13 protein-coding genes are annotated in these 14,055 nt (G+C 70.3%); 7 read left to right on the forward strand and 6 right to left on the reverse strand.

Annotated features, from left to right (window positions below; all coding sequences use genetic code 11):
• Positions 1-129: 129 nt before the first annotated feature.
• Entirely contained in the window at positions 130-888 is a 759-nt protein-coding gene (locus tag OG219_RS31640; RefSeq protein WP_266832237.1) for a hypothetical protein, read from the forward strand.
• Between the two features lie 2 nt (positions 889-890).
• Here OG219_RS31640 and OG219_RS31645 read toward each other — a convergent pair whose 3' ends face one another.
• On the reverse strand, positions 891-1,442 hold the full coding sequence (locus OG219_RS31645; protein WP_266832239.1) for a hypothetical protein: 552 nt from the start codon (positions 1,440-1,442) through the stop codon (positions 891-893).
• Between the two features lie 24 nt (positions 1,443-1,466).
• On the reverse strand, positions 1,467-2,579 hold the full coding sequence (locus tag OG219_RS31650; protein ID WP_266832241.1) for a magnesium and cobalt transport protein CorA: 1,113 nt from the start codon (positions 2,577-2,579) through the stop codon (positions 1,467-1,469).
• A 582-nt stretch (positions 2,580-3,161) separates the two neighbouring features.
• Between OG219_RS31650 and OG219_RS31655 the strand changes: the two genes are divergently transcribed.
• Positions 3,162-3,746 carry a suppressor of fused domain protein gene (locus tag OG219_RS31655; RefSeq protein WP_266832243.1) on the forward strand — a complete coding sequence of 195 codons (585 nt, stop codon included), beginning with the start codon at positions 3,162-3,164 and terminating at the stop codon, positions 3,744-3,746.
• A 49-nt stretch (positions 3,747-3,795) separates the two neighbouring features.
• Here the strand turns inward: OG219_RS31655 and OG219_RS31660 are convergent, their stop codons facing one another.
• Entirely contained in the window at positions 3,796-5,049 is a 1,254-nt protein-coding gene (locus tag OG219_RS31660; RefSeq protein WP_266832245.1) for an MFS transporter, read from the reverse strand.
• Positions 5,050-5,232: 183 nt separating this feature from the next.
• Here OG219_RS31660 and OG219_RS31665 point away from each other — a divergent pair, with 183 nt between their 5' ends.
• From OG219_RS31665 to OG219_RS31675, 3 genes are all read left to right on the forward strand, one after another.
• A complete protein-coding gene (locus OG219_RS31665; RefSeq protein ID WP_266832247.1) occupies positions 5,233-5,874 on the forward strand; it encodes a DUF6758 family protein in 642 nt (213 codons plus the stop codon).
• A gap of 366 nt (positions 5,875-6,240) precedes the next feature.
• Positions 6,241-7,107 (forward strand): PHP domain-containing protein, encoded by an 867-nt coding sequence (locus OG219_RS31670; RefSeq protein ID WP_266832249.1) that lies wholly within the window; start codon positions 6,241-6,243, stop codon positions 7,105-7,107.
• Positions 7,108-7,163: 56 nt separating this feature from the next.
• The gene (locus tag OG219_RS31675) at positions 7,164-7,769 is read left to right on the forward strand and encodes a MarC family protein (RefSeq protein ID WP_266832251.1); all 606 of its coding nucleotides are present in this window, start codon (positions 7,164-7,166) and stop codon (positions 7,767-7,769) included.
• A 105-nt stretch (positions 7,770-7,874) separates the two neighbouring features.
• On the opposite strand, the gene OG219_RS31680 is transcribed toward OG219_RS31675, so the two are convergent.
• Positions 7,875-8,027: a hypothetical protein gene (locus tag OG219_RS31680; protein ID WP_105968294.1), complete on the reverse strand. Its 153-nt coding sequence runs from the start codon at positions 8,025-8,027 to the stop codon at positions 7,875-7,877.
• Between the two features lie 261 nt (positions 8,028-8,288).
• On the opposite strand from OG219_RS31680, the gene OG219_RS31685 reads away from it, so the two are divergent.
• Positions 8,289-9,185 carry an NYN domain-containing protein gene (locus OG219_RS31685; protein ID WP_266832253.1) on the forward strand — a complete coding sequence of 299 codons (897 nt, stop codon included), beginning with the start codon at positions 8,289-8,291 and terminating at the stop codon, positions 9,183-9,185.
• An 8-nt stretch (positions 9,186-9,193) separates the two neighbouring features.
• Here OG219_RS31685 and OG219_RS31690 read toward each other — a convergent pair whose 3' ends face one another.
• Together OG219_RS31690 and OG219_RS31695 are read right to left on the reverse strand one after the other, a co-directional pair.
• Complete coding sequence (locus OG219_RS31690) at positions 9,194-10,066, reverse strand: alpha/beta fold hydrolase (protein WP_266832255.1); 873 nt, start codon at positions 10,064-10,066, stop codon at positions 9,194-9,196.
• A gap of 476 nt (positions 10,067-10,542) precedes the next feature.
• Positions 10,543-12,969: a DEAD/DEAH box helicase gene (locus tag OG219_RS31695; protein ID WP_266832257.1), complete on the reverse strand. Its 2,427-nt coding sequence runs from the start codon at positions 12,967-12,969 to the stop codon at positions 10,543-10,545.
• Positions 12,970-13,245: 276 nt separating this feature from the next.
• On the opposite strand from OG219_RS31695, the gene OG219_RS31700 reads away from it, so the two are divergent.
• Positions 13,246-14,007, forward strand: a complete 762-nt coding sequence (locus tag OG219_RS31700; protein WP_266832259.1) for a ferritin-like fold-containing protein — start codon at positions 13,246-13,248, stop codon at positions 14,005-14,007.
• Positions 14,008-14,055: the final 48 nt, after the last annotated feature.

Consider the following 14,055-nt stretch of genomic DNA (forward strand, 5'->3'; position numbering starts at 1 on the left):
AGGCTAGCCCGTCCCGGTCGGATACGCCCTGGTGGGCGGTCCGGACGGACCCCTTCCGCCGGGCCGGGGAAGCACCGGTACGCTGCCCTACGCCGCCGACCGGACCCCCGCACGAAAGGCGTCCCACCTGTGACTGCAATTCCCCAGGGCCGTACCCGAAGGGCCGCACTGGTGAGTGCGATGTGCGCACTGGTGGTGACGGGGACAGGACTGACGGGGTGCGGCAGCGAGGACCCGGACGCGGGCACGAACGGGGTGGGCAAACTGACCGCCGCCCAGATCCAGACGAAGACGAAGAAGGCGGCCGAGGCCGCGAAGACGGTACGGCTCGCCGGGACCGTCGTGACCAACGGGACCACGTACACCCTCGACATGCGCCTCAAGGACGACGGCGGCACCGGCTCCGTCACCTCGAAGGAGTCGACCTTCCGGCTGCTGCGGGTCGGCGAGCATCTCTACCTGAAGGCCGACGCGGACTTCTGGACCGACCAGGACGGCAAGGGCGGCGCCTCCTCTTCGGACACTGCCGTCGCCGACAAGCTCGACGGCAAGTACGTGAAGGTCCCGACCGACGATCCCACCTACAAGCGCTTCAGCGGCTTCACCGACAAGAACGTCCTCCTCGACGGCCTGCTCACCCTGCAGGGCACCCTCGCCACCGACGGCTACCACGAGCAGTCCGGCGTCCGCACCTTCCGCATCACCGGCGGCGACGGCTCGGGCGGCTCCCTGGACGTCTCCCTGAAGGGAACCGCGTACCCCCTCCTCCTGGTCCGCGCGGGCAACGCCGGCACCCTCCGCCTCACGGACTGGGGCAAGGACTTCGCCCTGGAGGAGCCTTCCAAGAACGAGACGGTGGACTACGGGCAGCAGCTGCCGTCCTCGTAGCCCTAGCGCCGCTTGCGCTTCTTCTTGAAGAGAAGGCCGGGCAGGGCCCCAGGAGCCGGCTGCCGGGTGGTGGCGGGCGTGGGCAATGGAGGTGCGGAGAGCGAGCCGTCGGGGAGCTCGGAGGTGCCGCCCGTCGGTTCAAGGCGCAGGACCCGGCACTCGCGGGCCCAGCGCCCGGTCATGGCCTCGCCGTCGGGAGCGTTCAGGCGCTTGCCCTTGAGCTCGGCGACCACTTCCTCCCACTCCGGGGATCCGGGCGTCAGCTCCACGACCTTCGCCGACCAGGACACCAGGCGCCCGCCCTTGTCCTTGCTGCGTACGGTGACGACCGCGTCGCCCCCGTCGACCAGACCCGGCAGCGGCTGCTCGCCGGGCCCGTCGCCGATCAGACAGGCCGCGCCGTCGTGCCACACGTGCCACAGCGCGCGCGAGGGTGCCCCCTGGCCCTGGTCGTGGCCCTGGAGCACCGGCACCCCGCTGCCCCGGACCCAGATCAGCCCGGACTTCTTGGTGGCTTCCTCGACGAGGGCCCGGTCGAGCAGCTGTTCCGTCATGGGGGCAACACTATCCAGCCGGGGTCACAGCCAGCCGTTGCGCTTCAGCGTGCGATGGATCCCCAGGCAGATGACGACCGTGACGCCCAGGATCACCGGGTAGCCGTACCGCCAGTGCAGCTCGGGCATGTGCTCGAAGTTCATGCCGTACACACCGCACACCATCGTCGGTACGGCGATGATCGCCGCCCAGGAGGTGATCTTGCGCATGTCCTCGTTCTGCGCGACGGACGCCTGGGCGAGGTTGGCCTGGAGGATCGAGTTGAGCAGCTCGTCGAAGCCGAGGACCTGCTCCTGTACCCGGGCGAGGTGGTCGTGGACGTCGCGGAAGTACTTCTGGATGTCGGGGTCGATCAGCCGCATCGGCCGCTCGCTCAGCAGCTGCATGGGGCGCAGCAGCGGCGACACCGCCCGTTTGAACTCCAGCACCTCACGCTTGAGCTGGTAGATCTGCCCGGCGTCCGTGCCGCGCGGGGTGCCCTTGCGGCCCGGTGAGAAGACCTCGGTCTCGACCTCGTCGATGTCGTCCTGCACGGCGTCCGCGACCGCGATGTACCCGTCGACGACATGGTCGGCGATGGCGTGCAGTACGGCGGAGGGCCCCTTGGCGAGCAGCTCGGGGTCGTCCTGGAGCCGGTGCCGCAGCGCCCGCAGCGAACCCTGCCCGCCGTGCCGGACGGTGATGAAGAAGTCCCGCCCGGTGAAGCACATGACCTCGCCGGTCTCGACGATCTCGCTGGTGGCGGTCAGCTGGTCGTGCTCGACGTAGTGGATGGTCTTGAAGACGGTGAAGAGGGAGTCGTCGTACCGCTCCAGCTTGGGCCGCTGGTGGGCCTGGACGGCGTCCTCGACGGCGAGCGGGTGCAGCCCGAACTCGCTTGCGATACCGGAGAATTCGGCCTCCGTCGGCTCGTGCAGACCGATCCACACGAAGCCGCCGTCACGGTGCACCTGGCGCATCGCCTGGTGGGGCGTCAGGGGCTCGCGGGTCTCGACGCGCGCGCCGTCGCGGTAGATGGCGCAGTCGATCACGGCGGAGGGGGTCCCGGGGTCACGGGTGGTGTCGTACGAGCCACTGTCCTTGCGCAACGAGGGACGGGGGCGGACCGCGGCACGGAGGTCACGGATCATCGACATGGCAGGCTCCTTCGCAACGGAGGCGGCCGGCGACGGTTGGAACTACCCGGAATGGGGACGTCCTGACTGCGGATGTTTGGCACGTCCACAAAGCGGGGAGCACCGCACCGTCGCGGTGGCAGCTTCGCTACTGATTCAGATCAGGCAGATCACGTCTCGATCAGACGGATCACGTTCGGATCGGACGGATCAGGCGGGAACGAAGCGCTCTTCCGTGGTGCACCGGGCAACGCTGACACGTATGCACATGTTCGCAGGAGGCGACAGCCAGCAGGAGTACAGAGCCAGCTAAAGAACTCAGCGACCGGAAGAGCGGGTAGTACTGCACGGATGACTTCGGTCCATTGCAGCCCCACCTCCTCCGGTCGGTCCCCCGTGAGGGACGATCCATCCCCCGTGGGGGGTCCAGCTCCCTCCACAGGGGAGTCGGACAGCTCCCCCGCCGGGGGGAGTCAGTCTCAGTGGGCCGGGACTTGAGAGCGACGCTTCTGCGTGCTGCCCCGGCCAGCGGCCAAGACTATCAGCGCACTGAAGCGTCAACGTGCCGCTTTGCCCGCTCCTGACGAGTTCTATGCTCGGCTCATGGCTGATGTTCTTCCTCTGGTCGAGGCCCGGTTGCGTTCCGCGCTGGGCGAATCCGACGCGCGCGCCGCGGTCACCTTCCTCGGTACCGACCGTGTCGAAGTGCTGCGTTTCACCGAGGGCGACATCGTCCGCTACGCGACGCTCGGCATGTCCGCCCAGCCGATGGCGGACCCCACATCGGTGGTCGCCGACCCCGTGAAAGGTCCGCGCGCCGAGCTGATCCTCTCCGTGCGGGCCGGCGCCGCCGACACCGACAAGGTGCTCCGCCCGCTCGCCGTACTCGCCGCGTCTCCGCAGGTGGAGGGCGTGATCGTGGCTCCCGGCGCCTCGCTCGACGTGGGCGAACCCCTGTGGCCCGGCGCGCCGTTCACCTCCGTACTGGTCGCCGAGTCGGGTGGCCTGGTGGAGGACCTCGACCTGGACGAGCCCGCCGACCCCGTACGGTTCCTGCCCCTGCTCCCCATGACGCCGAACGAGGCCGCGTGGAAGCGCGTGCACGGTGCCGGTGCCCTCCAGGAGCGCTGGCTGAGCGGCGGAACGGACCTGCGCGATCCACTGCGCAAGTCCGTTCCGCTGGACTGAATCTTTTTCTTCTCCGGCTGATCCCGGCTCAGACCCTGGCCGAAATCAGTCAGTTGGCAAAAACAGTGACGCTGTCCTCGGTGGCGTGCCGGGGCTCCAGCTCCTCGGCGTCGTGCGTGAGCGCGTCCCGTCGTACGAAGACCACCGCGGCGCCGATCACCGCCGTGAGGGCCGCGACCACGAACGGGATGTGGATGTCGCTCCACTCCTCGATCTTCGGCGCGAAGTACGGCGCCGCCGCGGCCGCGAACCACCGCACGAAGTTGTACCCGGCGCTGGCCACCGGGCGCGGCGCGTCCGAGACGCCCAGGGCGAGTTCCGTGTAGACCGTGTTGTTCACGCCGATGAAGGCGCCGGACAGGATCGTGCAGACGACGGCGGTGGTGTGGCTGCCGTACCCGAGGACGAGGACGTCGGCGGCGAGCAGGACCAGCGAGCCGCCGAGCACCTTCAGCGAGCCGAAACGGGCCTGCATGCGCGGGGCCACGATCACCGAGAAGAGGGCGAGCAGCAGGCCCCAGCAGAAGAAGACCGCGCCCGACTTGTACGGGGTCATGTTCAGCACGAACGGTGTGAAGGCCAGCACGGTGAAGAACGTGTAGTTGTAGAAGAACGCCGAGACGGCCGCCGAGGCGAGGCCGCCGTGGCCGAGCGCCCTGATCGGGTCGAGCAGCGAGGTCTTCCTCGCGGGCTTCGGCTGCTCCTTCAGGAACGCCGTAATGCACAGGAAGCCGACCGCCATCAGGAACGCGGTGCCGAAGAACGGGTAGCGCCAGCTGGCGTTGCCGAGCAGCGCGCCCAGCAGGGGTCCGCACGCCATGCCGAGGCCGAGGGCCGACTCGTACAGCAGGATCGCCGCGGCGCTGCCTCCCGCCGCGGCGCCGACGATCACGGCGAGGGCCGTGGACACGAAGAGCGCGTTGCCGAGGCCCCAGCCGGCCCGGAACCCGACGAGTTCGCCGACCGACCCGGAGGTGCCGGCGAGGCCCGCGAAGACCACGACGAGCGCGAGGCCGAGCAGCAGGGTCTTCTTGCCGCCGATGCGGCTGGAGACGAAGCCGGTCACCAGCATCGCCACGGCGGTGATCAGGAAGTACGAGGTGAAGAGCAGCGAGACCTGGCTGGTGGTGGCGTCGAGGCCCTTGGCGATGGACGGCAGGATCGGGTCGACCAGCCCGATGCCCATGAAGGCGACGACGGATGCCCCGGCCGTCGCCCAGACTGCCTTCGGCTGGCGCAGGATGCCGCCGGCTCCCGCGTCGAACGGGTCCGCTTCGGCGGCTTCCCCTGCTGTGGTGCGCATGCGTGGTCCTCGCAGTCCTCGACCGGATCGTTGACGTATACACATATTAGTTAGGTCGGCTAAATAATGCAAGCTACATCTAGTTTTGGGAGGTAGCGGTCGAAGCAGTCCCGGGTGATGTGCACACGCCGGACGGGTGATCGTCCTTGACGCGGCGAAGGACGGGGAGGACCGTTGGGCCCTATGAGGGGCGAACCCAGTTGCCCGAAGTGTGGTGGCCGGGTCAGGGCTCCCGGCCTCTTTGCCGACTCCTGGCAGTGCGATGTGCACGGGACCGTGCACCCGCTGCAGCCCGTGATCCCGCCCAGCGTCGAGGCCCTCGGTGTAGTGGTGCACCGCGCCCGGGTGCCGGTGTGGATGCCGTGGCCGCTGCCTGTCGGCTGGCTGTTCACCGGCGCGGCCTTCGCCGGTGACGACCGCAGCGGCGGGCGCGCGACCGCCGTCGCCTGCTCCGGACCCGGGCCGCTCGGCGGCATAGGGGAGCTGATCCTCATCGCCGAGGAACTCGGCGTCGGCCTCGGCGCGCGGTACGCGGGTGTCGACGGGCCCGACCCCGGTCCGTACATGAGCGTCGAGAAACCGCCGCAGGCGAAGGTCCTTGCGGCCGGCCGGCCCACCCCTCTCTGGCATGTGGCCGGCGCTCCCGACGACCGCGCGGTCTTCGCGGGTGAGGCGCTTGGGCTGTGGCTGTGGGCGGTTGTGTGGCCCGAGCAGTCGGGGCTGCTGATGTACGACGAGCTCGTGCTGACGGATCTGCGGGACGCGGGTGCCGAGGTTGATCTGCTGCCGTGTGGGGCTTTGTCGCCGCGGATTCTTGAGCCGTAGTGCTCCGCTGGTGCCGGGTGGTGGGTGGGTCGGGGGCGTGCCGGTACGTCCGCCCGTCGCCGCCGGATCAGACGTTGGGCGAGCAGGGGGGCGTCCGGTGACGCGGGCGTACGCGACGGGCTTTGGACGTACCGGCACGCCCCCTTCCGCCGGTGGGGCGGGTGCGGGTTGTCTTGGGCTGGTCGCGACTGCGCGGCGGAGCCGTATGTGTCACAGCTCCGCGTCCATCGGGGGGTGCTCACCTTGTGGGCGCTCACAGGTTGCTCGTAGGGGGTGCTCAGGTGTTGCGGGTGTGACAGGAGTGGGCCGGAGTCTCGTTATCCTTGGGTGTTCCCTTCTGTCCCGTCACCGCCTGGAGTCCGCGTCGTGCGCATCGATCTGCACTGCCACTCCACCGCCTCCGACGGTACGGACACCCCGGCCGAGCTGGTCCGCAACGCTGCCGCCGCCGGTCTGGACGTCGTCGCGCTGACCGACCACGACACGACCCGCGGGTACGCCGACGCGATCGACGCGCTGCCTGCCGGGCTGACGCTGGTCACCGGGGCCGAGCTCTCCTGCCGCCTGGACGGCGTCAGCATGCACATGCTGGCCTACCTCTTCGACCCCGAGGAGCCCGCGCTGCTCGCCGAGCGCGAACTCGTACGGGACGACCGGACGCCGCGCGCCCAGGGCATGATCGCCAGGCTTCGGGAGCTCGGCGTGCCGATCACCTGGGCGCAGGTGGCGCGCATCGCGGGCGACGGTTCGGTGGGGCGGCCCCATATCGCCTCCGCCCTGGTCGAGCTCGGTGTCGTACCGACCGTGAACGACGCCTTCACCGAGCAGTGGCTGTCCGACGGCGGCCGGGCCTTCGTCGAGAAGCACGAGACCGACCCCTTCGAGGCGATCCGGCTGATCAAGGGCGCGGGCGGCGTCGCCGTCTTCGCGCATCCGGCCGCCGCCAAGCGGGGCCGGACCGTGCCGGAGTCCGCGATCGCGGAACTCGCGGCCGCGGGACTCGACGGCATCGAGGTGGACCACATGGACCACGAGCCGGATACTCGGGCGCGGTTGCGGGGGCTCGCGGCCGAACTGGGGCTTCTGGCTACGGGGTCCAGCGATTACCACGGCAGCCGCAAGACGTGCGTGCTCGGGGAGTTCACCACCGATCCCGAGGTGTACGGAGAGATCACTCGGCGGGCCACCGGGGCGTTTCCGGTGCCCGGAGCGGGTGGGGACCACGGCCTGTAGTTCCGCCCTCCCCTTCCCTCTTCTCCGGTCTCTCCTATACCTGCAAGGCCTCACCCATGTTCGACGTCGCCGTCTTCGGCTCCCTCTTTCTCACCCTCTTCGTGATCATGGATCCCCCCGGGATCACCCCGATCTTCCTCGCGCTCACCGCGGGCCGGCCCGCCAAGGTGCAGAAGCGGATGGCCTTCCAGGCCGTCTGCGTGGCCGGCGGAGTGATCGCCGTGTTCGGGCTGCTCGGGCACCAGATTCTGAACTACCTGCATGTGTCCGTGCCCGCGCTGATGATCGCGGGCGGCCTGCTGCTCCTGCTGATCGCCCTCGACCTGCTGACCGGCAAGACCGACGAGCCGAAGCAGACCAAGGACGTCAACGTCGCCCTCGTACCGCTGGGCATGCCGCTGCTCGCGGGTCCCGGCGCGATCGTGTCGGTGATCCTTGCGGTGCAGAAGGCCGACAGCGTCGCCACGCAGGTGTCCGTGTGGGTCGCGATCCTCGCCATCCATGTCGTGCTGTGGATCGTGATGCGGTACTCGCTGGTGATCATCCGCGTCATCAAGGACGGTGGTGTGGTGCTGGTGACGCGGCTCGCGGGCATGATGCTGTCGGCGATCGCGGTTCAGCAGATCATCAACGGGGTCACGATGGTGGTTCAGGGGAGCTGAGGGGCATGGGGCCGTCTTGGGGATCGGCTTCGGGATCGGTTTGGGGAACGCGCAGAGCCCCGTACGGCATGGGTGCCGTACGGGGCTCTGAAGTCTGTCCGCGTGTTATGAAGCGGATGAGTCGGCCGGGCGGATCCAGAGGCGCTGTCCTATGGCGGCGGCCTGCTGAACGATCCGGTTGACGGAGGCGGCGTCTACGACGGTGCTGTCCACGGGGGTTCCGTCGACATCGTCAAGTCGCATGATTTCGAAGCGCATGGGCTTCTCCCTTCGTCTGGTCATCCTCCTGAGGAGAACTACTTGTGTGGTGCGTGAGGCATCGGTGCCCCTCGCTCCATACGGATTCAACGGGATGCGTGTTACAAACATTCCCTACGCTAAGGAAATTTTTCGAGAAGCTAATTACCTGTGGGTAGCGGGGTGGATTGGCGGCGTGACTGGAGGGTGGCCGGCGGGGCGTTTGGCGGACTGACCGGGACCGGTTGTGTTCGAAGCGTGACCGCCGGGACAATGGAGGCGATGAACGACGACCTCGTGGCGCTCGGCGCCCGCATCGACCGCACCAACGAGCTGCTCCAGCGCATGCTCGCCGAGGTGGCGAAGACGCCTTCCACGCATGCGATCTTCGTCGACGCCGGATATCTGTACGCGGCCGCCGGTCGGCTCGTCGCCGGGACCGAGGACCGTCGCTCCTTCGACCTGGACACCGAAGGTCTCATCGAGGCGCTCATCGACCGGGCCCGCACGATTTTCGCGGACAGCAGGCTGCTCCGGGTCTACTGGTACGACGGCGCGCGGCGCCGTATCCACACGGCGGAACAGCAGTCGATCGCCGAACTGCCGGACGTCAAGGTGCGGTTGGGCAACCTGAACGCCAACAACCAGCAGAAGGGCGTCGATTCACTCATCAGGTCCGACCTGGAGTCCCTCGCCCGGCACCGCGCCATCAGCGACGCCGCGCTGCTCGGCGGTGACGAGGACCTGGTGTCCGCGGTCGAGGCGGCGCAGGGGTACGGGGCGCGGGTCCACCTCTGGGGCATCGAGGCGCCGGAGGGCCGCAACCAGGCCGAGCCGCTGCTCTGGGAGGTCGACAGCCAGCGGACCTTCGACCTCGACTTCTTCAAGCCGTACGTGGCACGGCGGACCGGCGCCACGTACGACGCGACGGCGGCGGCCCGGCCCACGCGCGAGGACGTACGGTTCGTGGGCGCGCAGGTCGCCGCGAAGTGGCTGGCCGCGCGGGGGCGGGAGGCGCTGGTCGACCTGCTGCCCGGTCATCCGTATCTGCCCGGCTCGGTCGACCAGGATCTGCTGGTCGAGGCGGAGGGGTTGTTGCAGTACTCCCTGCGGGGGCAGGCGGATCTGCGGCGGGCGTTGCGGGACGGGTTCTGGGAGCACCTGCGGGCGCAGTACTAGGGCAGGCGTCAGGCCCCCTGGATGTCGTTCCAGAAGTCCGCGAGGGCGCGGGCCGTCTGCTCTGGCCGGTCCGTGTTCGGGGAGTGCTCCGAGCCGTGGATGACCGTGCGGCGGGCGTCGAGGTGTACGGCCATCTCGTCGAGGAGCGGTAGCGGCCAGGTGTTGTCCTCGTCGCCTGACAGGACGTGCTTCGGCAGGGGGACGGCTGCCAGTTCGGCGACACGGTCCGGCTCGGTGCAGAGTTGGCGGCCGGTCGCGATGAGCTGGGCTGGGCTGTTGCCGAGCCAGCGGCGCTGTAGGTCGGCACGGTCGTCGAGGCCCGTGTCGAGGTCGCCGGTGTCGGTGTCCTCGGGCGGTTCCATCGCCTGGATCGCCTCCCACACCTGGGCCATGTCCATCACTGTGAGCGCGTCCCGGAGCAGCTTGACGCGTTGCTGCTGGGAGGCGGAGATCTGGGCGGGGCCCGAGGCGATGAGGGTGAGGGAGACGAAGGGGGCCGGGTTCAGGAGTACGGCTGCGCGGGCGATCTGGCCGCCGAGGGAGTGGCCGACGAGGTGTACGGGGGTGCCTACGGCGTCCGCCTGCGCGAGGACGTCCCTTGCCAACTCGCCCTGCGCGTACGCCGTTTCGTCGTCCTGTGGGCCGGGGGACTCGTACTGGCCGCGGCCGTCCACGGCCACTGTGCGGTAGCCGTCCGCGGCGAGTGGTTCGTGCAGCGAGATGAAGTCCTCCTTGCTTCCGGTGAACCCCGGAAGCAAGAGCACGGTCCCTCGCTGGTGCCCCTGCGCTGCCGCTTCGATCACGGCGAATTCGCCGCGCGCGGTCTGGAGCCGGTGGGCGTGGGTGCCGGCGGGAGGGGTGAAGGTGATGGGCCTGCTCATGGGCTGAGGCTATCCGGCGGGGGGCGTCTGGTGTCCGGTGGGTGGGTGGGTCGGGGGCGTGCCGGTACGTCCGCCCGTCGCCGCCGGATCAGACGTTGGGCGAGTACGGGAGCGTCCGGTGACGCGGGCGTACGCGACGGGCTTTGGACGTACCGGCACGCCCCCTTCCGCCGGTGGTCATCATTCAGCCCGTCCGCCGTCCGCCGTCCGAGGGCGAGGCGATGCCGTCCCGATCCCCCACCCGCCCGTGGGGGCTCCGCTCTTCAGTCCGGGTAGGCACCATCAGCCTGTCCGGCGTTTGAGGACGAGCCCTTCGGGCGAGCGGGGGTCTGGGGGCGGAGCCCCCAGGTACGGGTTGGGTAGGGGCGGAGGGGGCGAAAAACCCTCCCGTACGCCAACCGGGGGCCGGCCCCCGGGAACGCCGATGGCCCGGCCCCACGCGAGGTGGGACCGGGCCATCGGGCAAGGGCAGGAGATCAGCCCTCCGAGGGCTCCGCGGCGGCGGCCTTGCGGGTGCGCCGGCGAGGCTTCGACTCGGCCGTCTGGGCCGGAATCTCGGCGTCGGCCGTGGCGGTGGCCTTGGCGCGGGTGCGGCGCGGCTTGGGCTCTGCCTCCGCCTCGGTGGTGGTCTCGACCACGGGGGCTGCGGCCTTGCGGGTGCGGCGCGGCTTGGTCGCCGGGGCCTCCGTGACGGCCTCCGCCGTGTCGACCGCGGTCTCCGCAACCTTGCGGGTGCGGCGGCGCGGCGCGGCCTCGGGCTCCTCGGCCGTCTGGGCCGGAATCTCGGCATCGACGGTCGCGGTGGTGGCCTTGCGGGTGCGACGGCGCGGCTTGGCCTCGGCGGCTTCGGCGGTGTCCACAGCGGCCTCGGCAGCCGCCTCGGTCGTGGCCTTGGCGCGGGTGCGGCGCGGCTTGGGCTCCGCCTCCGGCTGGGGGGTGGTCTCGACCGCGGCGGCTGCGGCCTTGCGGGTGCGGCGCGGCTTCGTCGCCGGGGTCTCCGTGACGCCTTCCGCGGTGTCGACCGCGGTCTCTGCCGCCTTGCGGGTGCGGCGGCGCGGCGCGGCCGGGGCCTCGGGGACTTCGGAGGCTTCCTGGGTGACGGCGACAGCCTCGGCCACGACGGTCTCGGTCGTGGTCTCCACCGGCTCCGCGGCCTTGCGGGTGCGGCGACGGCGCGGCTTGGCCGGCTCGTCCGTGAGGCCCTCGGCCGTCGCAACGGCGGTCTCCGCCGCCGCGGTCGACGGCTCTGTCACGGCCTCGGTCACGGCGACCGGGTCCGACGCGCCATTGCGCGTACGGCGACGGCGGCGCGGAGTGCGGGGCTCGGTCACGGTCGCTTCGGCGACGGCCTCGGTCGTCACCTCGGGGGACGTGGAGGCCTCGTCCATCGGTGCGCCGTTGCGCGTACGACGGCGGCGGCGCGGTGCGCGCGCCGGGCGCTCACGCTCGACGGCAGGTGCAGCGGCGGCCGGGGCGGCGGAACGGCCACCGCGGCCACGCGGGCCGCCACGTCCGCCGGTCTCGCCGAGGTCCTCGACCTGCTCGGCCGCGAGGCCGGCGCGGGTGCGCTCGGAGCGCGGCAGGACACCCTTGGTGCCGGCCGGGATGTTCAGCTCCTCGTAGAGGTGCGGGGACGTGGAGTACGTCTCCGGCGGGTCCGGGAAGCCGAGGTCCAGCGCCTTGTTGATGAGCTGCCAGCGCGGGATGTCGTCCCAGTCGACGAGGGTGATCGCGATGCCCTTGGCGCCCGCGCGGCCCGTACGGCCGATGCGGTGCAGGTACGTCTTCTCGTCCTCGGGGGACTGGTAGTTGATGACGTGGGTGACACCCTCGACGTCGATGCCGCGGGCGGCGACGTCGGTGCAGACGAGGACGTCGACCTTGCCGTTGCGGAAGGCGCGCAGCGCCTGCTCGCGGGCGCCCTGGCCGAGGTCGCCGTGGACCGCGCCGGAGGCGAAGCCGCGCTGCTGGAGCTGGTCGGCGAGGTCCGCCGCCGTCCGCTTGGTGCGGCAGAAGACCATCGCGAGCCCGCGGCCGTCGGCCTGCAGTATGCGAGCGACGAGCTCGGGCTTGTCCATGTTGTGCGCGCGGTAGATGAACTGCGCGGTGTTCGCGACCGTCGCGCCCTCGCCGTCGGGCGAGGTGGCGCGGATGTGCGTGGGCTGCGACATGTAGCGACGCGCGAGGCCGATGACCGCGCCCGGCATGGTCGCCGAGAACAGCATCGTCTGACGGCGGGCCGGCAGCATGTTCATGATCTTCTCGACGTCGGGCAGGAAGCCCAGGTCGAGCATCTCGTCGGCCTCGTCGAGGACGAGCGCCCGGATGTGCTTGAGGTTGAGCTTCTTCTGGCCCGCGAGGTCCAGCAGACGGCCCGGGGTGCCGACGATGACGTCGACGCCCTTCTTGAGGGCCTCGACCTGCGGCTCGTACGCCCGGCCGCCGTAGATGGCGAGAACGCGTACGTTACGGACCTTGCCCGCGGTCAGCAGGTCGTTCGTGACCTGCTGGCACAGCTCGCGCGTCGGGACGACGACGAGCGCCTGCGGGGCGTCGGTGAGCTGCTCGGGCTGCGCCCGGCCCGCCTCGACGTCCGCGGGGACGGTGACGCGCTCGAGGAGCGGGAGACCGAAGCCCAGCGTCTTGCCGGTGCCGGTCTTGGCCTGGCCGATGACGTCGCTGCCGGAGAGGGCAACGGGGAGCGTCATCTCCTGGATGGGGAAGGGATTGATGATGCCGACGGACTCAAGGGCCTCGGCCGTCTCGGAAAGGATCCCGAGATCGCGAAAAGTCGTAGTCAGGGTGCTGCCTCTTCTGTGTACGCGGTGCGAGGCGAGCGCGGGGGTCGTGACGGGACCGTGCCGGGGACGTCGGCCGCTCTTGACGGGCGGGCCGAGTGGCATGGGACCACTGCCGACGCTCGAGCTCTCGTACCACTGAGGGTTCCCTCCGGGTGTCGTACGCAATGTGCCGTACAGACGTGGAGGGCTGTCAGGTCGGAGCCGATCGGGCCACCGACCGGGCATCCTCATTCATGCGGCCCGTCGAATAGTCGCCGGGCGCATTACCACCATACCCCGGAATCGCGCATATGCGATGGCCGATTTGGTCACGTAGTGGTCGTCACACTGATTGACCAGGGACTTCCGTGCCGCTGTCAGCGGGCTATTGTGCGCTTCATGACGACGCCCGACAACGCCGCTGACACATCCGCCGAGGCCACGGACGACACCGCTCCCGCGGCCACCGGAGTCGCCGCGCAGGCCTGGGACACGGCCTCCGCCGACCCCCAGTACCGCGCCGCGGTCGTGGACCTGCTCGGAGCGCTCGCGTACGGCGAGCTGGCGGCGTTCGAGCGGCTCGCCGAGGACGCCAAGCTGGCGCCCACCCTGAGTGACAAGGCCGAGCTGGCGAAGATGGCGTCGGCCGAGTTCCACCACTTCGAGCAGCTGCGGGACCGGCTCTCGGCGGTCGGCGCGGAGCCGACGCAGGCGATGGAGCCCTTCGTCGCCGCGCTCGACGGCTTCCACCGGCAGACCGCGCCCTCGGACTGGCTGGAGGGGCTCGTCAAGGCGTACGTCGGCGACTCGATCGCCAGTGACTTCTACCGCGAGGTCGCCGCGCGTCTCGACTCGGACACCCGGAGCCTCGTGCTCGGCGTCCTCGACGACACCGGGCACGCGAGCTTCGCCATCGAGAAGGTGCGCGCCGCGATCGACGCGGACCCGCGGGTGGGCGGCCGGCTCGCGCTGTGGGCGCGACGGCTGATGGGCGAGGCGCTGTCACAGTCGCAGCGGGTGGTCGCCGATCGCGACGCCCTGTCGACCATGCTCGTGGGCGGCGTCGCGGACGGGTTCGACCTCGCGGAGGTCGGCCGGATGTTCTCGCGGATCACCGAGGCGCACACGAAGCGGATGGCGGCGCTCGGGCTCGCTGCCTGACCTGACGGCTGGAGCCGGCTGCCTAACGCCGCCTCAGGCGCCCTCTGC

Origin of the sequence: Streptomyces sp. NBC_00038 (assembly GCF_026343635.1) — a bacterium.
GTDB lineage: Bacteria > Actinomycetota > Actinomycetes > Streptomycetales > Streptomycetaceae > Streptomyces.